The organism is Amycolatopsis sp. NPDC089917 (assembly GCF_040684635.1).
Lineage (GTDB): Bacteria > Actinomycetota > Actinomycetes > Mycobacteriales > Pseudonocardiaceae > Amycolatopsis.
In genome coordinates, this window is record NZ_JBFBGL010000020.1 from 103,932 (window position 1) to 125,311 (window position 21,380).

The 21,380-nt window shown below is 68.7% G+C and carries 23 protein-coding genes; 8 read left to right on the forward strand and 15 right to left on the reverse strand.

Going from position 1 to position 21,380, the window contains the following annotated elements; genetic code table 11:
* Positions 1 to 132: 132 nt before the first annotated feature.
* Genes ribA through AB0N89_RS17165 form a run of 6 tightly spaced genes read right to left on the reverse strand, consistent with a single transcriptional unit; the run spans position 133 to position 4,997 of the window.
* Entirely contained in the window at positions 133 to 738 is a 606-nt protein-coding gene (gene ribA / locus AB0N89_RS17140) for a GTP cyclohydrolase II (protein ID WP_364205358.1), read from the reverse strand.
* Positions 735 to 1,721, reverse strand: a complete 987-nt coding sequence (locus tag AB0N89_RS17145) for a lysylphosphatidylglycerol synthase transmembrane domain-containing protein (protein WP_364205360.1) — start codon at positions 1,719 to 1,721, stop codon at positions 735 to 737. The genes ribA and AB0N89_RS17145 overlap by 4 nt, the downstream gene beginning before the upstream one ends.
* On the reverse strand, positions 1,718 to 2,536 hold the full coding sequence (locus tag AB0N89_RS17150; RefSeq protein ID WP_364205361.1) for a class I SAM-dependent methyltransferase: 819 nt from the start codon (positions 2,534 to 2,536) through the stop codon (positions 1,718 to 1,720). Before AB0N89_RS17150 ends, AB0N89_RS17145 begins: the two co-directional genes overlap by 4 nt.
* A complete protein-coding gene (locus AB0N89_RS17155; RefSeq protein ID WP_364205363.1) occupies positions 2,533 to 3,600 on the reverse strand; it encodes a glycosyltransferase family 4 protein in 1,068 nt (355 codons plus the stop codon). The genes AB0N89_RS17150 and AB0N89_RS17155 overlap by 4 nt, the downstream gene beginning before the upstream one ends.
* Positions 3,597 to 3,995 carry a 6-carboxytetrahydropterin synthase gene (locus tag AB0N89_RS17160; protein ID WP_364205365.1) on the reverse strand — a complete coding sequence of 133 codons (399 nt, stop codon included), beginning with the start codon at positions 3,993 to 3,995 and terminating at the stop codon, positions 3,597 to 3,599. Before AB0N89_RS17160 ends, AB0N89_RS17155 begins: the two co-directional genes overlap by 4 nt.
* 21 nt (positions 3,996 to 4,016) lie before the next feature.
* Entirely contained in the window at positions 4,017 to 4,997 is a 981-nt protein-coding gene (locus AB0N89_RS17165) for a zinc-binding alcohol dehydrogenase (protein ID WP_364205366.1), read from the reverse strand.
* Between the two features lie 60 nt (positions 4,998 to 5,057).
* Between AB0N89_RS17165 and AB0N89_RS17170 the strand changes: the two genes are divergently transcribed.
* The gene (locus tag AB0N89_RS17170; protein ID WP_364205368.1) at positions 5,058 to 5,753 is read left to right on the forward strand and encodes a CDP-alcohol phosphatidyltransferase family protein; all 696 of its coding nucleotides are present in this window, start codon (positions 5,058 to 5,060) and stop codon (positions 5,751 to 5,753) included.
* Here the strand turns inward: AB0N89_RS17170 and AB0N89_RS17175 are convergent, their stop codons facing one another.
* From AB0N89_RS17175 to AB0N89_RS17190, 4 genes are all read right to left on the reverse strand, one after another.
* Positions 5,754 to 6,116 (reverse strand): tautomerase family protein, encoded by a 363-nt coding sequence (locus tag AB0N89_RS17175; RefSeq protein ID WP_364205370.1) that lies wholly within the window; start codon positions 6,114 to 6,116, stop codon positions 5,754 to 5,756.
* 1 nt (position 6,117) lies between these two features.
* Positions 6,118 to 6,681, reverse strand: a complete 564-nt coding sequence (locus AB0N89_RS17180; RefSeq protein WP_364205372.1) for a TetR/AcrR family transcriptional regulator — start codon at positions 6,679 to 6,681, stop codon at positions 6,118 to 6,120.
* 314 nt (positions 6,682 to 6,995) lie between these two features.
* On the reverse strand, positions 6,996 to 7,583 hold the full coding sequence (locus tag AB0N89_RS17185) for a hypothetical protein (RefSeq protein ID WP_364205374.1): 588 nt from the start codon (positions 7,581 to 7,583) through the stop codon (positions 6,996 to 6,998).
* 130 nt (positions 7,584 to 7,713) lie between these two features.
* Entirely contained in the window at positions 7,714 to 10,290 is a 2,577-nt protein-coding gene (locus AB0N89_RS17190; protein WP_364205376.1) for an EAL domain-containing protein, read from the reverse strand.
* A 134-nt stretch (positions 10,291 to 10,424) separates the two neighbouring features.
* On the opposite strand from AB0N89_RS17190, the gene AB0N89_RS17195 reads away from it, so the two are divergent.
* The 3 genes from AB0N89_RS17195 to AB0N89_RS17205 all read left to right on the forward strand — a co-directional run bounded on the left by AB0N89_RS17195 (position 10,425) and on the right by AB0N89_RS17205 (position 13,009).
* Entirely contained in the window at positions 10,425 to 11,576 is a 1,152-nt protein-coding gene (locus AB0N89_RS17195) for a beta-ketoacyl synthase N-terminal-like domain-containing protein (protein ID WP_364205378.1), read from the forward strand.
* Positions 11,577 to 11,686: 110 nt separating this feature from the next.
* Entirely contained in the window at positions 11,687 to 12,352 is a 666-nt protein-coding gene (locus tag AB0N89_RS17200) for a DUF998 domain-containing protein (RefSeq protein WP_364205380.1), read from the forward strand.
* A gap of 66 nt (positions 12,353 to 12,418) precedes the next feature.
* On the forward strand, positions 12,419 to 13,009 hold the full coding sequence (locus AB0N89_RS17205; protein ID WP_364205382.1) for an AAA family ATPase: 591 nt from the start codon (positions 12,419 to 12,421) through the stop codon (positions 13,007 to 13,009).
* Here the strand turns inward: AB0N89_RS17205 and AB0N89_RS17210 are convergent.
* From AB0N89_RS17210 to AB0N89_RS17225, 4 genes are all read right to left on the reverse strand, one after another.
* On the reverse strand, positions 13,006 to 13,953 hold the full coding sequence (locus AB0N89_RS17210; RefSeq protein WP_364205383.1) for an ATP-dependent DNA ligase: 948 nt from the start codon (positions 13,951 to 13,953) through the stop codon (positions 13,006 to 13,008). The two genes, AB0N89_RS17205 and AB0N89_RS17210, sit on opposite strands and share 4 nt — an antisense overlap.
* A 76-nt stretch (positions 13,954 to 14,029) precedes the next feature.
* Positions 14,030 to 14,545: a lytic polysaccharide monooxygenase auxiliary activity family 9 protein gene (locus AB0N89_RS17215; protein ID WP_364205385.1), complete on the reverse strand. Its 516-nt coding sequence runs from the start codon at positions 14,543 to 14,545 to the stop codon at positions 14,030 to 14,032.
* A 210-nt stretch (positions 14,546 to 14,755) separates the two neighbouring features.
* Complete coding sequence (locus AB0N89_RS17220; RefSeq protein WP_364205387.1) at positions 14,756 to 17,368, reverse strand: CHAT domain-containing tetratricopeptide repeat protein; 2,613 nt, start codon at positions 17,366 to 17,368, stop codon at positions 14,756 to 14,758.
* A gap of 89 nt (positions 17,369 to 17,457) precedes the next feature.
* A complete protein-coding gene (locus tag AB0N89_RS17225) occupies positions 17,458 to 17,631 on the reverse strand; it encodes a hypothetical protein (protein WP_364205389.1) in 174 nt (57 codons plus the stop codon).
* A 380-nt stretch (positions 17,632 to 18,011) separates the two neighbouring features.
* On the opposite strand from AB0N89_RS17225, the gene AB0N89_RS17230 reads away from it, so the two are divergent.
* Both AB0N89_RS17230 and AB0N89_RS17235 read left to right on the forward strand, forming a co-directional pair.
* Entirely contained in the window at positions 18,012 to 18,620 is a 609-nt protein-coding gene (locus tag AB0N89_RS17230; protein ID WP_364205391.1) for a hypothetical protein, read from the forward strand.
* Positions 18,559 to 18,960, forward strand: a complete 402-nt coding sequence (locus AB0N89_RS17235; protein WP_364205392.1) for a hypothetical protein — start codon at positions 18,559 to 18,561, stop codon at positions 18,958 to 18,960. The genes AB0N89_RS17230 and AB0N89_RS17235 overlap by 62 nt, the downstream gene beginning before the upstream one ends.
* 6 nt (positions 18,961 to 18,966) lie before the next feature.
* Here AB0N89_RS17235 and AB0N89_RS17240 read toward each other — a convergent pair whose 3' ends face one another.
* Entirely contained in the window at positions 18,967 to 19,425 is a 459-nt protein-coding gene (locus tag AB0N89_RS17240) for a hypothetical protein (protein WP_364205394.1), read from the reverse strand.
* Positions 19,426 to 19,580: 155 nt separating this feature from the next.
* On the opposite strand from AB0N89_RS17240, the gene AB0N89_RS17245 reads away from it, so the two are divergent.
* Complete coding sequence (locus AB0N89_RS17245; RefSeq protein WP_364205395.1) at positions 19,581 to 20,477, forward strand: ABC transporter ATP-binding protein; 897 nt, start codon at positions 19,581 to 19,583, stop codon at positions 20,475 to 20,477.
* Positions 20,467 to 21,291, forward strand: a complete 825-nt coding sequence (locus AB0N89_RS17250) for an ABC transporter permease (protein WP_364205397.1) — start codon at positions 20,467 to 20,469, stop codon at positions 21,289 to 21,291. The genes AB0N89_RS17245 and AB0N89_RS17250 overlap by 11 nt, the downstream gene beginning before the upstream one ends.
* Positions 21,292 to 21,380: the final 89 nt, after the last annotated feature.

Genomic DNA, 21,380 nt, shown 5'->3' on the forward strand with positions numbered 1-21,380 from the left:
TTGGTCCGGGGGCGAGTGTCTCGTGCGCCTCGCCGGGGACACTCAACGTCTCGGGCGTGGCGCTCGAGACGTCATCCGCAGCCCCGCGACCGCGTCTCGATTACCCGGATCGCCACTCACGACCACCCGTCCTCAGGACCCCACCCCGTCCAGATGCGGCAGGAAATGGTGCATCCTCTCCTGTTTCGTCCGGAGGTACCGCAGGTTCTCGTCGTTCGGCGCCACCAGCAGCGGCACCCGCTCGCTGATCCGCACGCCGTGCAGCTTCAGCTGGTCGACCTTCGTCGGGTTGTTGGACAGCAACCGCACCGAACGCACGCCGAGATCGGTCAGGATCGCGGCCGCGGCGCGGTAGTCGCGCGCGTCCACCGGCAGCCCGAGCGCGAGGTTCGCCTCGACGGTGTCGAGCCCTTCGTCCTGCAACCGCATCGCTTTCAGCTTCGCGAGCAGGCCGATGCCGCGTCCTTCGTGCCCCTGGGCGTACACGAGAACTCCGGCGCCTTCCTTGACGATCGCCATGAGCGCGGCGGCCAGCTGGTCCCCGCATTCGCAGTGCATCGAGCTGAAGACGTCACCGGTCAGGCATTCCGAATGGACCCGCGCCAGCGTGCCGAAGCCCTCGATGTCGCCGTGCACCAGCGCCATCTGCTCGATTCCGTCGGCGTCCAGGTACCCGTACGCGCGAAACACGCCGTACCGGGTCGGCAGCCTGGTCTCGACGACCCTCTCGACGGTCATCGCGTGTCTCCTGTCTGTACGGGTGTCCTGGCCGCGAAGCGCGGTGCGGCGGGCGTGCGGGTCTTGAAGGAGCCGACGAGCAGCACGCCGGCACCGGGAAGGCTGGAGACGAGCGCGAGCACGCCGTAGACGACGGCCACGGTGACGCCCTGCGCCGAACCGAGGCCGGCCGCGCCGAACAACAGCGCGCAAACGCCTTCGCGCGGGCCCCAGCCCCCGATGTTCAGCGGCAGCCCCATCGCGAGCAGGGCGAGGATCATCAGCGGCAGCAGCTCGCCGACCGGCGCGGTGACCCCGGCCGCCCGCGCGGCGACGACGAACAAGGTGAGATGACCGGCCAGCGTGGCCACCGAAAGCAGGCTCACGCCGGGCCAGGTCTCCCTGGTCAGCAGGCCGAGCCGGACGTCGGCGAGGGTGACGGCGAACCCGCGGCGCCACTTCGATCCACTGTGGATCCAGTGCTTCCCCGCCGTCATCCCGGTGACGACGGCCGCGAAAGCGAGTGCGACGACCACGATCCCGGCGACCACGACGACCCCGTCGATCGGCGGCGGCACCACGGAAGGCGTGCTGAGCACGACGGCGACCGACGCGCCGATCACCACGACCTGCCCGGCCGTCCGCTCCAGCACCACCGCGCGGACGCCGCGCAGGACGTCACCGGCGCCGCGGCCGTGCTGCACGGCGCGGTTGACGTCGCCGAGCACCCCGGCGGGCAGGACACCGTTGAGGAACAACGCGCGGTAGTACTCGCCGACGGCCGTCCGCAGCGGCAACCTCAGGCTGAGCCGCCGCGCGACCAGGCACCAGCGCCAGGCGCTGAAAACCGTGGTGGCGAACCCGATCCCGAGCGCGGCGGCGACACCGCCCGCGTCGACCTCGCGGATCCCGTCCAGGAACGCGCGCGTGCCCAGCTGCCAGACGAGCACCCCGAGGATGGCGAGCGCGCCGAGGATCCGCAGCCAGGGCCAAAGTCGCCTCACGACGGCACCACCAGGAGATCCTCGTGCTGGATCGTCGCGTTCAGCTCGCCCGCCGCGCACTGCGCGAGCCGCCATTGGAGGTAGGCGTCGCCGTCGTGCTTGAGCTCCGGCCGCTGCTCGCAGGCGGCGCCGACCCAGCCGGTGAGCCATTCCGCGGTGAGCGCGGCCTGATCCACGCCGAGCCGCCACGGGCTCGGGGCGCGCCGCACGGTGGCGCCGAGCCGTTCGAAGACGCCGGACGCGACGTCCACCGCGTCCGGGCCGAGCAGCCACCGGCCGTTGGTGACCCGGCGCTGATGCGCGTTGAAGGCGTCGGAGATCTCGATGTCGAATTTGTCCTTGGGCGACAACACGACCCGGCCCGAAACGCTCAACGTGAACAGGACCGCGCATCTCGCCTCGACGCAGGCCACGGCCAGCCTCGACATCTCCTCGGCGGTGAGCAGGTCGAGCAGCGCCGACGCCGCCACGAGCGTGGTCCCGGCGAGATCCCCGGCGCTCAACTCGGTGATGTCACGCTCTTCGGTGACGACGATGACCTCGCTGCCGTCCAAAGCGTTCCCCGGACGGCTGGTGCGGGCCAGCGCGTGGGTGAGCAGGCCGGGGTCGCGGTCGTGCAGGATCCACCGTTGCCTGCCGGGCAGCCGCCGGGCCAGCCAGCGGCCGAGCGAACCGGTCCCGCAGCCGAGGTCACGGACGACGACCTCGTCCTGTCCGCGCAGGAAAGCTCGCACCGGTTCGATCAATTCGGTCGCGCGGGCGGCGGCGTCGGCGTCTTCCCTCAGCTGCAGCCAGCTCGGGGCGTATTTGGTCATGCCGCCGTCCTTTCGCTCAGCAGGACGGCGGCGACGCCGCGGGCCGTCTCGTCCCAGCCGGTCAGCGTTTCGCGGCGAAGGCGGGCGGAGGCGCGAAGCCGGTCTCGCAGGTCAGGTTCGGTGAGCCATCGGCGAAGGGCCTTCGCCAGCGCGCTGACGTCCTCGCCCGGGACGAGCAGCCCGGGCACGCTCCCGTCGGGCGACCGGCCGAGGGTGTCCGGCAAGGCGTCGACGGCGGTCGCCAGGACGGGAAGGCCGTGCGCGAGCGCCTCGGTGACGACCATGCCGTAGGTCTCCGCACGCGAAGGCAGCACGAGGAGGTCTGCGGCCGCGTACGTCGCTTCGAGCGCTTCGCCGGATCTGGGGCCGGTAAGCGTGAAGCGATCACCGAGGGTGTGCCGTCGCAGGCGTTCGACGTAGCGGGTTTCGCGGCGGATGGCGCCGACGCATGCGCAGGTCCACGGGAGATCCGTGAGCGACTTCAGCGCGTCCGCGAGCAGGCCCTGGCCTTTGCGCGGAGTCACATTGGCGACGCAGACGAGGTTCGTCCCGCTCAGGCTCCCCGAAGCGACTTCGGCCTTGTCGACCCCGGGCGGGACGACGTGCACGCGATGCGGCGCCAGGTCGTGGTGCTCGGCCAGCCGTCGCGCCGCCCAGTCGCTGGTCACGACCACGACCTCGACGGCGCCGAGCGTCTCCCGCTCCAGCCTGTCGAGTTCGGTGGCGAGCGAAGGCGAAAGTCCCGTTTCGTCGGCCAGTGGCAGATGCACCAGCACCGCGATCGCCAGCCGCCGCGCCGCCGGGGCGATCACCTCGGGCACTCCACAGGCGACGAGTCCGTCGAGCAGGACCGTCGAACCGGCCGGGAGATCGGCGAGTGTGCGCGCCAGGACCTTGCGCGCCTCGGTGTCGGGCCGCGGCCAGTTCCCGCGTACGGCGATCGCGTGGACCTCCACGCCCGCCGCGGCGAGGCCGTCGCACAGCCGTCTGTCGTAGACGTTCCCGCCGCTCGGGGCGCTCGCGTCGTCGATGTCGTTCGGCAGCACGAAGTGGAGGCCGGTCACAGCGCACGCTCGTAACTCGCCCACGCGACAGGGGATTCGTGCAGCGAGACGGTGATTCCTTCGAGCCCGCGCGCCCCTTCGCCGAGCGCTCCCGAGTGGACGCGCCCGGCGAGCCTGTCGGCGATCACCTTCGCGAGGAACTCGGTCGAGGTGTTGATCCCGGCGAACTCGGGAACGTCGTCGAGGTTGCGGTAGTTCAGGTCGGCGAGGACCGCTTTGAGCTCTTCGGTCGCCTTGCCGATGTCGACGACGATGTTGTCCGTGTCCAGTTCGGACCGGCGGAACGTCGCGTCCACCACGAAGGTCGCGCCGTGCAGGTTCTGCGCGGGCCCGAAGACCTCGCCGCGGAAGCTGTGGGCCACCATGACGTGGTCGCGGACGGTGATGCTGAACAACGGACCTCCCGGGTAGTGCCCTTAGCGCGTGTTCTCCCTCTGATAGGTGACACGGAGGCAGAGCGTTCCTGGTTCATTCGCGGCCAGACGCGGAAGGACGTCAGGGAGCTCATGGAACCGGCATTCCCCGTTGACCAGCACTTCAAAGGTGGGATCGGCGAGAATTTCCAGCGCGATCCCCAAGCGGTCCGCGTAGCTCCGGTTCGACCTCCGGGCGGGCGAGACCATGCCGACCTGGCTGCAGCGGATCGCCAGCCGTCGTGAGTGGAAGTTCTCGCCGAGCGGGACGCTGATCCGGCGGTCGCCGTACCAGCTCAGCTCGATGACCTCGCCCTCCGGCGCGAGGAGCTCCAGTGAACGCGCGAGCCCCGCTTCGCTCGCGCTGGCGTGCACGACGAGGTCGCAGTCGCCCAGCGCGTCCTCCGGTGTCGAGAAGTCGACACCGAGCGCTTCGGCGACCTTCGCGCGTCCCGGGTCGACGTCGATCAGCTGCACCCTGGTCGCCGGGAAGCCGGACAGGAGCTTCGCGACGCTGCCGCCCACCATGCCGGCGCCGACCACGGCGATCCGGTCGCCGAGTTTCGGCGCCGCGTCCCAGACGGCGTTGACCGCGGTCTCGATCGTCCCCGCGAGGATCGCGCGCTCCGGTGGAACGCCGTGCGGCACCGGCGTGACGGCCGACGCCGGGACGACGTAGCGCGTCTGGTGCGGGTACAGGCAGAAGACGACCTGCCCGACCAGGTGTTCCGGGCCCTGCTCGACCACGCCGACATTGAGGTAGCCGTACTTCACGGGCCCCGGGAAGTCGCCCTCCTGGAACGGCGCGCGCATGGCCGTTCGTTGACTGGCCGGGACCTCGCCGCGGAAGACGAGCGTCTCGGTGCCCCGGCTCACGCCGGAGCACAGGGTGCGGACCAGCACCTCGCCGTCGCCGACCGGAGGGAGCGTGACCGGCCTGAGTTCGCCGTCACCGGAGCCACTGAACCAGAAGGCGCGTTCCATCGTGTCCTCTCCTGTCGGACCCTGGAGACGGGGTCGCCGCCACCATAACGAGGAGGCCTCGTGATCAACCCCGGAGTTTTCCTGGGGGTCCTCGTCCAGCTGGCGCTGCTGGGGACGCTGGACGCCGTCGCCGGGCTGGGCCCGCTGGGCTGGCTCGCCGGAGCGGCCTACGGCATCGCCGTGGGCGGATTCCTGACCTACGGCCTGCACCGGAGCACCGCGCGCTCCCTGGGGCCTGCCGACGCCGTCACGCTCGCCCGGTCCGGGCTGGTCGGCTGCGTGACCGCGCTCGTCGTCGACACCGCGGGGCGGGAGATCGTCACGATGGTCGTCATCGCGTCGGTCGCGCTCGCGCTGGACGCCGTCGACGGCCAGGTCGCGCGCCGCACCGGGACGGCGTCGCCGCTCGGCGCGCGGTTCGACATGGAGGTCGACGCGTATTTGATCCTGATCCTGAGCGTGGTCGTCGCGCAGTCGCTGGGCCCGTGGGTGCTCACGATCGGCGCGATGCGCTACGTCTTCGTCGCCGCGAGCAGGCTGTGGCCGTGGCTGAACGCGCCGCTGCCGCCGAGCATGGCGCGCAAGACGGTCGCGGCGGTGCAGGGCGTCGTGCTGGTCGCGGTGGCCTCGACGGTGCTGCCGCTCTGGACCGGTTTCGTGGTCACGCTCGGCGCGCTGGGGCTGCTGACGTGGTCATTCGGCCGTGATACGCGGTGGCTGCTGGAGCAGCACACCTTCGCCCCCGCTCCCGCTTGATCAGGCGTAGTGCGCTTCGCCGTTCCCTATCGACCAGTCGACCGGTTCGTTCTCGGTGATCGTGACGAGCACGTTCCGCGGCTCGGTCCCCGCGTACTCCTCGGCCAGTTCCGCGACCCGCCGGTACAGCGACTTCTTCTGCACGTCGGTGCGCCCGCGCCGCATGGTGATCGCGACGAACACGACCCCTTCGTCGCGGTGGATCCCCAGGTAGTCGTCGAATTTCAGGGTGCTCCGGCCGTTGAGGACCTGGAAGCGGTCGTCGGCCGGGATGCCGAGCGTCTCGACCATCGCGTCGTGGACGGCGTTGCCGAGGGCTTCGAGCTTGTCGGTCCCGACGGCGTCGATACGGACGAAGGGCATATCAGTTCTCCTTGGTGGCGAGCAAGCCGAGGGCGCCGTCGACGGCTTTCGCGAACACGTCCGGGGAACCGGCGGCGCGGGCGAGGATGTAACCGCCTTGCAGCATCGCGACCAGCGCGGTCGCCGTGGCGAGCGGATCGAGCTCCGGGGCGAGCTCGCCGGCCCCGCGACCTTCGCCGAGCAGTTCGGCGAGACGGCCGGTGAGCCAGCCGAAGTACTCCTCGACCGGCTTTCGCAGGTCCGCGTCGGCCATCACGCCGGGGTCCTGGGTGAGCCTGCCGACCGGGCAGCCCTTGATGACGTCGCGCTCGCGGCGCAGGTAGACGGTGATCCGCTCGACGATCGTGCCGGGCCCGGCGAACTCGGCCTCCGCCCTGGTCCGCAGGTCCTCGGCGTCGCGGCTGATCGCGGCGAGCGCGAGGTCGGACTTGCCCTGGAAGTGGTGGTACATGCTGCCCTGGCCGGCGCCGGAGCGCTCCTGGATCGCCTTCGGGCTGGTGCCGACGTACCCGCGCTCCCACAGGAGCTCGCGAGTGCTCTCGATGAGCCGTTCCCTCTTGTCCACACTCTGACCGTACATACTAGTAGGTACAGGGACAACCCGACGTCCTCTGAATGCGGCGCCGGCCAAGCCTCACTACCTCCCAAGTACATGAAGGCCCCCTTCCTTGCGCCTAGCTCCGCGAAGGCCCCCTTCATGTACTTGGACCACCGCGAAGGAAGTGACGCACGAGATTAATGGGGTTTCTGTGGCCCCTGAGGTTCCTGAGGCGATTCGGCGGTCCGTGAAGGCCTCCTTGAGGGACCCAGGGTCCCTCAAGGAGGCCTTCACGGACTTAAGCAAACACCCCCAAGACTGAACTCTGAATGCGGCAAGGGTCAGCCGCCTGGCGTCCAGTCCTGGCCGAGCCGCTCCCACTCCCGGTCCCACGCCGCCCGCCGCGCCCGGTTCAACAGACGCAGGGCGACCAGGTACCCCGACGCCAGCAGCATCGCCGCGATCAGCCACACCCCCACCCCGACGCCGATCCCGGTGCCGGCCGCGTCCAGCGGCATCACCGGCGGTTCGACGACGGCGTCGGACCCGTCGAGCCACACGGTCACCTTGTCCCCCGCCGAGGCGCCGAGGTCGACCGTGACGAGCCCGTCCTGAATCCTCCCGTCCGGCACTTCCCAGCGGGCGGGCACACGAGCGGTCTCGGCGGCGGGGGTGCCGTCGAAACCGACCCGCGCCGGCGGAGCGTCTTCGAGGAGGACAGCGTTCGTCGCGTGACGCGTGGCGGTCTCGAACGCCGAACGCGCCATCATCGTCGCGTAGGCCTCCGAACCGGCCGCGGCGGCGAGCGGGATGCCGAGCAGCGCGGCGACGACGGCGCCGACGAGGATCACCGCCTCGATCCGGTCGGTGATCCGGGCGAGCGGATTCCGGCCGGGGTGAATCCGGCGCCACAGGAAAACGAACGACACGACGGGCCTCCTTCACCTGTTCCCCACCGACAAGACTGCGTCGCGAAGAGCCGGAGTGATAGGAGGCTTTGGTCCCGTCAGCGGCGAGGAACGATCTCACCCGGGAGCACGTACGCGGCGGCGGTCCGGTTCACCGCACGACGTGCGGGTAGGCGGCCTTCAGGTCCTCGACCCGGCCCGGCGGCGCCACCAGCGGCCCTTTCGCCCAATCGCAGCCGAGTTCGTGCAGCACCGTCAACTGCTGCGCGGTCTCGACTCCCTCGGCGACCACCACGAGGTCGACCGCGTGCGCCATCGCCATGATCCCGGCGACGATCGGCTCGGCGTCGCTCGACATCCCGAGCCCCGCCACGAACGACCGGTCGACTTCGATCACGTTCAGATCGAGCCTGCACAGCTGCGCGAGCGAGGAATACCCGGCGCCGAACCGTTCCGCGGTCACCCGGACACCGGTCTTCCGCAGCGCGTCGACGGCGTCGGCCGCGTCCTTCAGCGCCGTCTCGTCGACGTCGAGACTGAGGTCCTGCGGCCCCAGCCCCGCGCTCTCCAAAGTTGTCTGTACCACTTGCAGCAACGTGGGATCGCCCAGTTGGCGGACCGAAAGGCTCACATTCACATTACAGTGCACACCATGATCGGCACGCCATCGCGAGATCTCGCCGGCGGCCTTGGCAAGGACTTTCGCACCGATGATCGTCAAAAGATCGCCGTCGTCGGCGATCTCGGCCAATTCCGCAGGATCGATCGATCCCCGGACCGGGTGATCCCACCGGGACTTCGCCTTCACGGCGACCGTTTCGCCGGTCCGCAAATCGACGACGGGCTGATAAACGGTCTCGACCAGGCCTTCCGCGACGGCGTTCCGCAGATCTTGCTCCAGCGCGAAACGATCCCGCACTCGTTTCCGCATCGTCGGATCGTAGAAGGCGTAGCGGCCCGGCCCGAATGTTTTCGCCTGGTACATCGCCAAATCGGCGTCTTCCAGCAATTCGTCGGCACTGCGGATATCACCGGGTTCGGCGATCACTATTCCGATACTTGTATTTATATGCAGTTCGCGGCCGTGCACCGTGAGCGATTCCGCGAGCCGTCGCTGCAGGTGATCGGCCAGCGCCCGTACCTCGGCTGCTTCGGTATAACCGGTGGTGATGACCAGGAACTCGTCCCCGCCGAGCCGGCCGACCAGGTCCGACGGGCCGGCGGCGGCCCGCAGCCGGTCGCCGATGATGCGCAGCACCTGGTCGCCGACGGTATGACCGAGCGAATCGTTGATGATCTTGAACTTGTCGAGATCGATGAACATCACGGTGGTCGTGCGGACCGGATCGGCGATCGTGCGGTGCAGCCGGTTCAGCGCGAGCGTGCGGTTCGCGAGCCGGGTCAGCGGATCGTGGGTGGCCTCGTAGGCCAGCCGCTCGCTGATCGCCCGCCGTTCGGTGATGTCGGCGAAGGACGTCAGCACCGACGGCACGCTCTGCCCCGGCGCCATCAGCGGACCGGAGGTCAGCGAAAGCCACCGGTGCGCGCCGTCGCGGCGCCGCACCTGCACGACCCGCCCGGTCTCGACCTTCCCGGAGCGCCGCACCCGCGCGGACGGCAGATCCTCGACCGGCACCGGGGCGCCGCTTTCGTCGTGCAGTCGCAGCGTCCGGCTCTCCAAGCCGACGAGGGAGCCTTCCGGGACGCCGGCGATCCGGTGCGCCGCGGTGTTGGCCAGCTCGATCCGCCCGCTGGGACCGACCACCAGCACTCCTTCGTCGAGCGTTTCGACGACGGTGGCGAATTCGGCCTCGGCCCGGCGCTGCGCGGTCTCGTCGGCGCACAGCAGCACGTAGCCGTCGAACATCTCGGCCGCGGAGACGCGCACCGCCAGCGCCGTGCCGTCGGCGCTGAAATGCGTCGCCTGCACGACCCCGCCCGCCGCGACGACCTGCCGCGGGCTCATCGGCGCGCCGACGACCTCGGCCACCGGAACCCCGATGACCTGGTCGAGTTCGTGTCCGTAGACGGCTTCGGCCGCCGGGTTCCAGCTCGTCACCAAGCCGTCCGGCGAGGTCGCGATGATCGCGTCACTCGCGTGCCCGACCAGCGCGGCCTGGAACCGCAGTCCGGCCTCGGCCGCCTTCTGCGTGGTCAGATCGCGCATGATCACCTGGTAGGCGGGCTCGCCCTCCCAGGTCGTCAGCACCGCCTGCGATTCGACGGCGACACCGCCCCCCTTCAAGGTGCGCAGCGTCATTTCGGTCGGTTCGCTGAACGAGCCGGGCGAGACCAGCGAACCGATCCGCGCCAGCAACGCGTCCTGCGAACCGGCGTCGACCAGGTCCGTGATGTGCATCCCGATGATCTCGGTCGACACCTTCGCGCCGACGAACCGCATGGCGGCGGAGTTCACGAACACGACTTTGCCGCGCTGATGGACGCAGATCCCGTAAGGGCTCGCCTCGACCATCGTGAGATATTGGGTGCCCAATGTCCCGCCGTCGGAATTTTGCTCCAAAAGGCGGTACCCCTGGCCGAGAAAGGCGAGCGCGGGTTCGCCGCGCCGATCCCTCTCGGCGGACAACTCGGTCAGCAGACGGACGAGCGAGGCGTGCCGGTCGGGTTCTCCCACCGTGCGGGTCGCGGCGCCGTTCGCTGGCGAGGAATCCTGATCCGAGGGCCGGTGGGTGTCGGGAGTCCCACCGTCGAGATCGTCAGGATCCATCTGATCCAAACCCCCTACTCGACTGATGTAGCTTCCGATTAGATCACTAAATCGACGTAGCCGTCCTCCTCGGACAGCTGATCGGTGCGGCTATTCCACCCCAGCGTTGACTGAATGTAGTTGAAGGGAAACACGTGCGGAGCAAAACAGACATCTGCGGCATCGGCGCCGTAACCGCCTACGGCTGGGGGCGCGAATCGCTGTGGGAAGGCCTCGCCAGTGGCGTCCCCTGCGCCCAGTACACCGACGGCTTCGGAGAGACACCGGAACTGCCGGGCTGGGTCGCGCACATCCCCGAGGGTGGCAGATCCCGGGACGGCAGTCTGCACGCCCGCGCTTTGCTCGCGGCGGCACGCGACGCGATCGAGGACGCCGGTGCCCGCGGCTGGTCTCCCGGACGGCGGGTCGGCGTCATCGCCGGCGGCGTCCGCGAGGACCTGCGGAGCTGGGACAGGCTCACCGAGATGGGCGATCAGCTCATGTACCGGCGCGAGTTCATCGGCATGATGCCCTCGACCCCGATCGCCTCGCTGATGTCGGAGTTCGGCTTTCACGGCCCGTCGATGACCCTGTCCGCCATGTGCGCGACCGGCAGCGCCGCGACCCTCACCGCGAAGATGTGGCTGGACGCGGACATGGCCGACGACGTCGTGGTGGTCACCACCGATCTGTCCGCGACCAGGCCGGTGGTCCGCAACTTCGTGCACTGCGGGGTGGCGATCACCGACGTGCCCCCGCTGGAGGCGTGCCGTCCTTTCCAAGAGGGCACACTGGGTTTCACCTTCTCCGAGGCCGCGGTCGCGACGGTGCTGACCCAGCGCAAGACCGACGCGTACGCGACCGTGCTCGGCGGCGCCATGACCCACGAAGCGCACAACGCGATGGCGCTCGACCCCGACCCGACGACGGCGATCACGGCGGTGACCCAAGGACTGGAGAACGCGAGGGTCTCCGCCGCGGACATCCGCTACGTGAACGCGCACGGAACGGGCACGAAACTCTGCCACCGCACGGAATCCCAGATCCTGGAGACGGTCTTCCCCGCCAGTACGCGGATCTACTCGATCAAACCGCTGACCGGGCACAGCCAGTCGAGCAGCGCGCTGACCGAGATCGCGGCGACCTGCCTGGCGGCGGAGCACGACTTGATCCCGGCGCCGAAACCGGTGGCTGACGGACATCCGCAGCTGCTGGAGGGACCGACCAGGCCGGAAAGCGGGCTCACCGTCAAGACGTCGATCGGGATGGGAGGCTACGTCACCTCCGTCGTGCTGGACACCGCGTAGCCGACCAATTCGATAACACATAGTCTCAACGTCGTCACGAAGTGTCATTTTTCGTGCTCACGTAGTCGATACTCCCGAGTAGCGACTACGCACTGAGCACGGAGGCGATCATGAGCGCGCGAACGGCATCCGACAATCTCGTCCGCAACTACCTTTTCCTGCGGCGCGCCATAGGTTTCCTCGGGATCGGGCTGCCCTTCGTGCTGATCTTCGGGAAGCTGATCGTCGACGGCGGCGGCCTGCTCAACTCGATCAGCGGGTACTACTACTCGGGAATGCGCGACGTGTGGGTCGGCATCATGTGCGCCATCGGCGTCTTCCTGTTGTCCTATCGGGGTTACGGCCGGATCGACGACATCGCCGGGAACATCGCGGCGGTGGCCGCGGTCGGGGTGGCGCTCTTCCCCACCACACCGTCGAACGGCGACCGCACGGACGAGGTCATCGGCCACCTTCATCTCGTCTTCGCCGCCGTCTTCTTCCTCACCTTGGCGTTCTTCTGCATCGTGCTGTTCACCAAGTCGGATCAGGAGATCCCCGGCGCCCGCAAACCCGAGCGGAACCGGCTGTACGTCACCTCGGGCGTGATCATGCTGGTGTGCCTGGCCTTGATCGTGCTCTGCGGCCTCGTCTTCGACGATCTGACGAAGTCGCTCTACCCGGCGCTGTGGCTGGAATCGGTGGCGATCTTCGCGTTCGGTGTCGCCTGGCTCACCAAGGGCGGGACACTGCTTCCCGATCGGACGGTGGCGCCGGAGCCGTCCGTGACGGCCTGACCAGTGCCGGAGCCGAGCGGATCAAGGTAAAGGAACCTTTATCATCAGCCGGGTCGTTGAGGCCTTATGACCGATCGCATCGCACTCCAGCTCGGCCGGCGCGATCTGCTGGTGGTCGCCGGAATCCCCGGGGCGGGGAAGACCACCCTGCTGTCCCGGGCGGCGACCGGCGCGATACCGGTGCTCGACTCCGACCAGGTCCGCGCGCGGCTGCGCACGCGACTGCCCGCCGCGCTGCCGTACCGGTGCTACCGGCCGGTGGTCCACCTGTGGCACCGCGCGCGGGTCGTCCGGTCCGCGCTGACGGATCGCGGCCCGCTGATCGTGCATGAGCCGTCGACCCGCGCGACGACCCGCGGGTCGCTGGCCCTGCTCGGCCTGCTGAGCCGCCGTCCGGTCCGGCTGCTGTGGCTCGACGTGACGCCGGAGGAAGCCCGCGCGGGCCAGGTCGCGCGCGGGCGCGTCATCCGCCGTCATTCGTTCGCCCGCCACGTCAAACGGGCCGGGAAGGTGCGTCGTGACCTGCGCGCGGGCTGGGTCCCGGCGGGCTGGCGCGGCGCGCGGATGGTGACCCGCGAGGCCACCGGGGCGCTGCGGTTCGTCACCGACGAGGAGCCGGGAAGAGTCCGGCTCCTCCCGGTCGAACGGGCGGCCTAACCTTCCTGGGCGCGCAGCCTCGCGCGGCGTTTCCCCTCGTGCATCGCCACGACACGGGCGACCGGGATCGTGTGCCCCTGCTCGACCAGGTCGGCGGGCAGCGTCTGCGGTCCGGGCATCGCGTCGGCCCAGGGATCCTTGTCCCCCAGCAGAGCGAGCGCCGTGGAGACGGTGAAATCGGCGGGGCGCACGTTCTCGAGATCGTCCCAGGCCACCGGGAACGACACCGGCAGTCCCGGCCGCAGCCGCGGGCTGTACGCCGCCGCGACGGTGTTGCCGCCCGCCCGCGTCGAATCGAGGTACACCTTTCCCTCGCGGTCTTCCACGATGTACGCGGTCGTCGCGATCGACGGATCGACCTGCTCCGCGCGGGCGCCCAGCGCGCGAGTGGCGGCCGCGACGTCTTCGAAGCCCTGACCCGGCACCAGCGGGACGAAGATGTGCACCCCCTTGGAGCCACTGGTTTTCACGGCTCCGGCGAGCCCGGAATCCGACAGTGCCTGCCGCACCAGCCCGGCGGCCTTCACGACGTGCGCGAAATCGTCCCCGGCGGGCGGGTCGAGGTCCAGCACGAGATGGGTCGGACCCGCGTCGGCGTCCGCGGTCATCAAGGTCGGGTGGTATTCGACGGCGCGCTGATTCGCGAACCACAGGAGCGTGCGGCGGTCGTCGCAGAGCGCGTACGACACCTGCCGCTTCGACGTCTCCGCCCACATCCCGTGCCGCTTGACCCAGTCAGGCGTGTACTTGGGCAGGTTCTTCTGCATGAAGGGACCCTGGCCGCGCAGGATGCGAATCACCGAGAGCGGCCGGTTTTCCAGCACCGGCAGAAGGCGATCCGAGACGGCGTCCAGGTAATCGACGAGATCGCGTTTGGTCGCGCCCTCGAACAACGGCTGGTCGAGGTTGGTCAGCTTGACCCCGTCGCGCTCGTCATCGCTCATGGGGTGAGCCTGGCACAAAAAAACTCGTGAGTGGTAATGCCGGTCGGACCGGCATTACCACTCACGAGAGCGACACCTAGCTGATGTTGGCGTCGATGCAGGCGTAGAAAGCGTTCGCCGTGTCGTAGACGTTCCACCGGGCGAGGATCTTGTGCCGCCCGCTCTGCTGGAGGTTCACGCTGTGCGTGACGGTCGCGCCCGGGGTCGCACCGTTGTCGTTGATGGTGGCGACCTTGGCACCGTCGACGAAGTACTCCCAGGTGCTGGTGCGGTGGCGAGCCGTCAGCGTCCACCGGAACTGGGTGGTCCGGCCGAGGGAGTGCACCTTCCAGCCCTTGCTGTCGTTGTTGAGGTCCGAGAAACGGCCGACCCCGCCGTTACAGCTCATGAGGCCCTTGGGGCCCTCGACGCTTTGCGGCTCGTATTTGATGTCACCGCAGGAAACGGTGTTCTGCGCGCACTGCGCCTGCCTGCTCGCGGGCGAGGAAACGTAGCCGTGCGCGCTGGCGGTTCCCGCCGGGATCGCGACCAGAACCGCCGGCACCATTGCCGTACCCGCCGCCAGGGTCAAAAGCCGTCGTTTGAAGCTCATGCCTACCCCTTTCCCATCTCAACACCCACCGCTGACTCGATTTCCTGGTCACAGCGAGCGAAAACCACTGAAGGTTGGGACTTGCATCCGCCGAAGCGCCGGGCTGGCGAATGTGGTCTAGACCATAATTGGTTCAGACGACTCGGTCAAGAGTAACCAACCGGGCACTTGGAGTCGTGAAGATCGAACAGGGGTTGTCAAGCCGTACGTTCAGCCCGCACCCAAACAGACGAACGGCCGCCGGAACGGATCAACCGCGACGGTGTCCGCCAAGGCCGTCGCCGGTCCGGCGCCTTCGGCCAGTCCGCGGTGGTAATCGTCCATCGCCGCGGCCGCGGCCTCGTCACCGACTCGGCTCAACGGCGCGATCACCGTCCGCGAACCGCTCGCGAGCAACGCGCTCGCGAAACCGAGGACTTCGTCGCCGGGCCGGATCCGGTTCAACGCCAGTTCGCACGCCGCGAAGACGACCTGCGACGGCGGCTGCGCGAGTCCCGCCATCTCGTGCGCGAAGAGCGCCCCGTCGGCGAGTTCCAGCCGGGAGAACAAGGCGTTCTCCGGCTCGTGCGCGCCGTGCGCGGCGATGTGCGCTAGTTGCGCACCGTCCAGCGCCCGCAGCACGGACGTCACCGTCGCGTCGGGGCCGATCAGCGTCTCCGCGGCCCGGTAGTGCGTGGTGAGCTTTTCCAGCTCACCCCGGTTCCCGACGAGACCCGGTCCGCGGACGAGGACGATCTTCCGCGAATCCGGCGTCGCCGAGCGCTGGGCCCCCAGCCACGCGGTCGCCGACGGCGCGACGACGATCGGCCGCGACCGCAGCGCCGGCAGCACACCCCAAGGGACGGCGAACAGCGGACCGGTCGGCACGACGACCAGGCCGCGGTCCCCGAACAGCGCTTCCAGCGGCCGGATCAGCTGAGTGTCGAGCCGTTCGGCCTGTTTCCGCGCCGAACCGAGGACCGACTGGACCAGCGGCGGTGCCAGCCGGTCCGGCGCGAGCGCGTCGAGATCGACGTTCAGCATCCGCGCGGACTCCGCCGCCCGCGCCGCCGAACCGAGCCGGACCAGTTCGCACCGCCCACCGGCGACGACCACGGCCACCAGGTCGTCCCCGGAAGACGCGAAGCTCACCAGCGCGCGTTCGCCCAGCCCCTCGGCGACCTCCGCGAGCCGCGCGATCGGCCGCGGCCTGCCCCACCGCCCCGTGTGCCACCCGAGCCGATGCGCCTCGCGCAACCGCTCGGCGTACTTGGCGCGCAAGGCCGCCGTCGGATGCCCGTCGTGCTGCGCCTGGTGGATCGCCTGATCGAGCCCGCGCACCTCGCCGACCCGCTCGGCTAGCTCCGGATCGGTCGCCGCGACGGGTTCGTACCGGTAACTCTGCGCGCGGGTCCGCTCCGTCCAGCCGAACAACCGGACCGCGTCCGCACGCTCCAGCACGATCTTGATCGCCAGATCCGCCAGCTCCCGGCCGTGCACCGCCGTCCCGGACACCAGTTCGAGGCCGCCCATGCGATCGCGGACGCGGTCGAGTTCGGTGAGCCCGGCCCGGATCTCGGCCAAGGCCTTGGTCTTGTCCCCTTGTGCCACCGCGAGTTCCGCGCGGCAAAGCCGTCGCAACATGCGGTAATCGACGGAAGTCAGGCGCCCCGGCCGCGGAATCCGGTCGAGCAGATCGGCGGCACGCTTGCGTTTTCCCTTGCGCAGCTCGACCCGGACGGCCAGCATGCGCGCCAGCGCGGCCTGATCGGCGAGCCGCGGCATCGGCATCCCGTTCGCCGCGCGGAGCGCGCGGGCTGTCAAGGTGAGTGGGATTTCGTTGGTGCGCAACGCGTCGCGCACGTCGGCACGGAGGCCGACGATGGTCGCGTTGGCGACACAGGTCTGGCACCCCCAGCGCAGCATCCTTCGCCGCGCCGAGGCCGCGTAGCCGCGGGCGAGTTCGAGGTCGTCGCTCATCAGCGCCGCGGACGCGCGATACAACTCCACGTCGGCGAGATCGCGGGTGGTACTGGTCTGCTCGTGCATCATCACCAGCACCTCATCGAGGTGACCGGCCGCCTCCTCCGCCAGTCCGGCGGCCAGCAGTGCCTTCCCTTGCTCGAGACGCAGAAGCGGATGGATCTCAACGTCGAGCGCCCGGTAGATCCGTTCGCATTCTTCGTAGAGCCGAAGTGCGACGGGAACGTTCCCGATCCTCAACTCGAGCGAGCCGAGGGGCCGCCGCACATCCGCCGCCTGTTGCCGCAGTTCGTACTTCTCCGCGATGACCATCGCCTGGGCCAGGTCTTCCCGAGCCTTGCCGACATCACCCAATCGCGTATAGGCGAGCCCACGGGTGATCATCGTTCCCAGGTACGGATGAAGCACGGGAATCGGATCCCGCGCCGAGGAAAGAACGAATTCCTTGTTCCGGATCGATGAATCGAAGTAAGCGATGCCGTCTTCGTTCTGGCCCACCGCCATGAGCAGGAGTCCGTAGTTGTGGTCGATGGCGCCACTCAGCTCCGCACGCAGCTTCCGATCGCCCACCTCGTCGAGGAGCGACCGCACCTCGTCCAGTTCCGCCAGCCCGACGGCGACCTCGCCACCGGTTTCCACACCGAGCGCGACAAGCGAGTTCGTGAGGCGGATCCGCGCGGCGAGCCACTCCGACCGGTCGCCTTCGACAGCCGACTCGACCGAGTCGAGAACCGACATCCCTTGGTGGAGCAACTTCAGACCCTCACGCGGCCGGGCCGAGCAGACCGCGTCGACTCCCGCCCGCTGAAGAGCCCTCGCCTTTTCGATGGCCTCGGCCATCCCGAGTTCTGTTACGACCACTGATCTATGACAGCACAGTCGGTAGCCGGAAGACCGCCGCCCGTCAAGGAATACCCTGACGGGCGGATCAGGCCTTTCGGCTCACGCCATCAGGGCGTAGGAGGTGGGCTCTGGATGCAGCCGCCCGAGCATTCCAGCAGCTTGTCACGATAGTGATCGCAGTCCGGGCCGTGCTCGTGGTGCGGCAGTTCGGGCTTGGGCTGAGCCGGGTCGACCGGCTCCTCCTCACCGATGGGGTCCTTGACGTCCGTAGGCGTCGACATTCGACGATCTCCTCCCCTGCTGATCTTTCTTTGTCGTACCAGGCGTCCCGGAAACACCGGGTCCCCTCCGTTCACAGGCCCTCTTCCTGCGAACGGGGCAATAGTGCCACAACGGAGCAGTGATCGGGAGTTTTTACCTACACTGAGTCATCGGCGGCACCCAAAAGAGGCACGCCTAGTTAGCGAGCCTTACGACCTGAGCCAAATGGCCGACAAGGGCTTGACCCACTCATCGGAACGGCGCCGGTTCGAGATCATTTCACTACGCCATCCGGCCTAAGATCCAAAAATTCTTGTGACACAAGGGTTTCCGCTCACGAATGTCCGGGAACTCATGGCCCGTCGGGGGTTGACCGGCAAGAAATCCGGAGGAGATAAGGATGTCCACCTGGTTGGTCATCATCATCGTCATCGCCGCGGTCCTGGTAGTGGGCGCGGCAGCTTGGTTCGTCGTCGCGGGGCAGCGCAGGCGGCGGTTACGAGAGACGTTCGGTCCCGAGTACGACCGCGCCGTCAAGGAACACGAGAGCCCTCGGGAGGCGGAGCGTGAGCTTTCGTCGCGGGTGAAACGCCATTCGGATCTCGACATCCGCCCGCTTTCTTCGTCCACAAAGGACCGCTATGCCCAGGAGTGGGCGCTGATCCAGGAGCAGTTCGTCGACCGGCCGTCCGGCGCCGTCGTCGAGGCGGACCGGGTGCTGGTCTCCCTGATGGCCGAGCGCGGCTACCCGACCGAAGGGTACGACCAGCAGCTCGCGGACCTGTCCGTCCGGCACGCGAACGCCTTGCGCCACTACCGCGCGGGACACGAAACGCTGGAGCACCACGCGGAATCCGAAATGTCCACAGAGGACATGCGGGAGGCGATGAAGCACTATCGCGCGGTGTTCGAAGATCTGTTGACCGACGGTGACGAAGGAGTGAAAAATGACGGAAAGCAGGCCTCTGGAGACCGAGGACTTGGTGATCGCCGAACCCACCACGGATGAACCCGGCACGCGCGAACCCCGCGTCGAAGAGTCCTCTGTGGATAATGAGGGCACTGTGGACGCCGAGGACACTGAGCACACCCTGTTCGGCGACACCGACGTCGAACGCTTCCGCGGCAGCTGGCAGGGCATCCAGACGGCTTTCGTGGACGATCCGCGACGAGCGGTCAAGGAAGCCGACGAACTCGTCGCCGCGGTGATCCAGAATCTGGCCGCCACTTTCGCGGAGCACAAGAAGGAACTGGAATCCGCTTGGAGCCAGGGCGAGCCTGCCACCGAAGACCTCCGGATCGCGCTGCGCCGCTACCGTTCCTTCTTCAACCAATTGCTGAGGGCGTAGCCGCTTTCAAGCACCAGTGGTCGATCCGGGCCGCACGATCATCAGCACCGTCACCACGGCCCAGAGCAGGTTGAACATCCCGGTGTACATCGCCACGCGGCCCGCCGTGACCGGTTCCGACGGCGGCTCGGCGTCCAGCGCCGCGAGGATGGCGTTCTGTCCGGGCAAGACCAGCAGCGCCAGCACGCCGGCGGCCGCGGCGGTGAGCACGATCGACACGATCACCCAAAGGTCGCCGAACACCCGCATGCTCCCCGCCGTCGCCAATCCGAAGAACGGCACCGCCAGACCGAGAATCGCGTAGACGCGGCAAATCCGGTTCACCATGCGCAGCACGGACAGACCGGAACCCGGTTCGGCGAACGCCTTCCTGGCGGCGGCGGGGAACATGCTGGCCGCGACGGTGACCGGGCCGATCGCGATGATCGCGGCGAGCACATGAATGATCAAAAGGACTTTCGACACGCCGCGAGCTTATGGTCGTCACCCCGGTGCCCGGTACCGGGGTTTTCGACAGATGTCGCAGGATTCCGGCCATCCCCCTACGTCCGATGACGTACGCGTGGTGCCGCTTGGGAACGGATGTGGCGAAGGCCTCTCACGGGACACCATTCGTCACCATGAACCTTCCCGTGGACACAGACGAACTCACGAAACGGTACGGCGAACATCTCGCCGTCGACCGGATGAAACTGACCGTGCTGCCCGGCGAGATCTACGGTTTCCTCGGCCCGAACGGCGCGGGCAAGACGACGACGTTGCGGATGCTGCTGGGCCTCGTCCGGCCGACGTCGGGCAGCGTGCGGCTGTTCGGCAGGCCGCCCGGCGATCTCGACGGGGTCGGCGCGCTGATCGAATCGCCCGGCTTCTACCCGTACCTGTCCGGTGCGGAGAACCTCAGGGTGCTGGCCCGGTACAGCGGAACGGATCCGCTCCGCGTCGGCGAGGTGCTCGCGATGGTCGATCTCGCCGATCGCGGCAAGGACCGCTACTCGACCTACTCCCTCGGCATGAAGCAGCGGCTGGGGGTCGCCGCGGCACTGCTGAAGGATCCGCGGCTGCTGATCCTCGACGAGCCGACCAACGGGCTCGACCCGGCGGGGATGGCCGACATGCGCGTGCTGATCCGGCGGCTCGGAGCGGAGGGCTGCACCGTGCTGCTGTCGAGCCATCTGCTGGGCGAGGTCCAGCAGATCTGCGACCGGGTCGGCGTCGTCTCCCGCGGACGGCTGGTCGCCGAGAACACGGTGGCCGAACTCCGCGGCGGCACCGTCCTGCACATCGAAACCGACGAGAACCCGCGCGCCGCCGAGCTGGTGCGGCACTGGATCGGCGCGGAGAACGTGCGGGCGAGCGGCACCGGGCTCGATCTGACCGTCGACCCGGACCGCGCGTCGTGGCTGAACCGCGAACTCGTCACGGAAGGGATCGCGGTGCGCGAACTGCACGTCCGCGAACGGGATCTGGAGCAGGTCTTCTTCGAGCTCACCGGAGAGGTGGCAAGTCATGTGGGGTAGCTGCACCGCCGAGCTGGCGAAACTCGTCCGGCGGCCGGCGAACTGGTTCATGCTGGGGATCGCGGTCGTGCTCGGCCTGACCTTCACCTATCTGCTGCCGCTCGCGGGCGCGGCGGGATCGTCGAGCGGGGCACCCGGCACGGATCGCGGGCTGGCGTCGACCATGCCGTCGAACCTGGTCGGCAACTCGATCGGCGGGCTGCCGGTGTTCCTCGGCGCGATCATGCTCGTGATCGGGGTGCTGGCCGTCGGTACCGAGTACGGCTGGAGCACGTGGAAGACCGTGCTGACACAAGGTCCTTCGCGACTGACTGTCTACAGTGGAAAGTTGTTCGCGCTGGCCGTCGCGACGTGGGCGGTCGTGCTGACGAGCTTCGCGACCGGCGCGGTCACGAGCGCGATCATCGCCTCGTCCGAGGGCGAGCCGATGAACTGGCCTTCGCTCGGCTCGCTGTCGACGGGGATCGGCGCGGGCTGGCTGATCGCGATGACCTGGGCGGCGTTCGGCGCGGTGCTCGCCGTCGCGATGCGCGGGGTGGCGCTGCCGATCGGGCTGGGCCTGGTGTGGCTGCTGGTGGTCCAGAACCTGCTGTTCGGGGTCGCGGCTCCGCTGCTGGACTGGGTCGACACGCTCCAGCGGGCCCTGCCGGGGGCCAACGCCGGTTCGCTGGCCGCGTCGCTCGGCGCTTCGGGCGCGACGCCGGGGATCGGGGAACTCGTCGGCGTCTCCCAGGCGACGCTGGTGGTGGCCGGGTACCTGGTGGTCTTCGCCGCCCTCGGCGGCTGGCTGCTGCGGCGCCGGGATGTCCTCTGAAAGTCCGTGAAGGCCTCCTTGAGGGACTCTGGGTCCCTCAAGGAGGCCTTCACGGACCGCTAGGCGAGGGCGTCGAGGTCCGCGATGAC

What these genes read in the sequence shown, in the direction of transcription:
- ribA (WP_364205358.1), bottom strand. Translation starts at nt 738, where the DNA reads ATGACCGTCGAGAGGGTCGTCGAGACCAGGCTGCCGACCCGGTACGGC.
- AB0N89_RS17150 (WP_364205361.1), bottom strand. Translation starts at nt 2,536, where the DNA reads ATGACCAAATACGCCCCGAGCTGGCTGCAGCTGAGGGAAGACGCCGAC.
- AB0N89_RS17165 (WP_364205366.1), bottom strand. Translation starts at nt 4,997, where the DNA reads ATGGAACGCGCCTTCTGGTTCAGTGGCTCCGGTGACGGCGAACTCAGG.
- AB0N89_RS17175 (WP_364205370.1), bottom strand. Translation starts at nt 6,116, where the DNA reads ATGCCCTTCGTCCGTATCGACGCCGTCGGGACCGACAAGCTCGAAGCC.
- AB0N89_RS17190 (WP_364205376.1), bottom strand. Translation starts at nt 10,290, where the DNA reads ATGGATCCTGACGATCTCGACGGTGGGACTCCCGACACCCACCGGCCC.
- AB0N89_RS17200 (WP_364205380.1), top strand. Translation starts at nt 11,687, where the DNA reads ATGAGCGCGCGAACGGCATCCGACAATCTCGTCCGCAACTACCTTTTC.
- AB0N89_RS17205 (WP_364205382.1), top strand. Translation starts at nt 12,419, where the DNA reads ATGACCGATCGCATCGCACTCCAGCTCGGCCGGCGCGATCTGCTGGTG.
- AB0N89_RS17210 (WP_364205383.1), bottom strand. Translation starts at nt 13,953, where the DNA reads ATGAGCGATGACGAGCGCGACGGGGTCAAGCTGACCAACCTCGACCAG.
- AB0N89_RS17215 (WP_364205385.1), bottom strand. Translation starts at nt 14,545, where the DNA reads ATGAGCTTCAAACGACGGCTTTTGACCCTGGCGGCGGGTACGGCAATG.
- AB0N89_RS17225 (WP_364205389.1), bottom strand. Translation starts at nt 17,631, where the DNA reads ATGTCGACGCCTACGGACGTCAAGGACCCCATCGGTGAGGAGGAGCCG.
- AB0N89_RS17230 (WP_364205391.1), top strand. Translation starts at nt 18,012, where the DNA reads ATGTCCACCTGGTTGGTCATCATCATCGTCATCGCCGCGGTCCTGGTA.
- AB0N89_RS17235 (WP_364205392.1), top strand. Translation starts at nt 18,559, where the DNA reads ATGACGGAAAGCAGGCCTCTGGAGACCGAGGACTTGGTGATCGCCGAA.
- AB0N89_RS17245 (WP_364205395.1), top strand. Translation starts at nt 19,581, where the DNA reads ATGAACCTTCCCGTGGACACAGACGAACTCACGAAACGGTACGGCGAA.
- AB0N89_RS17250 (WP_364205397.1), top strand. Translation starts at nt 20,467, where the DNA reads ATGTGGGGTAGCTGCACCGCCGAGCTGGCGAAACTCGTCCGGCGGCCG.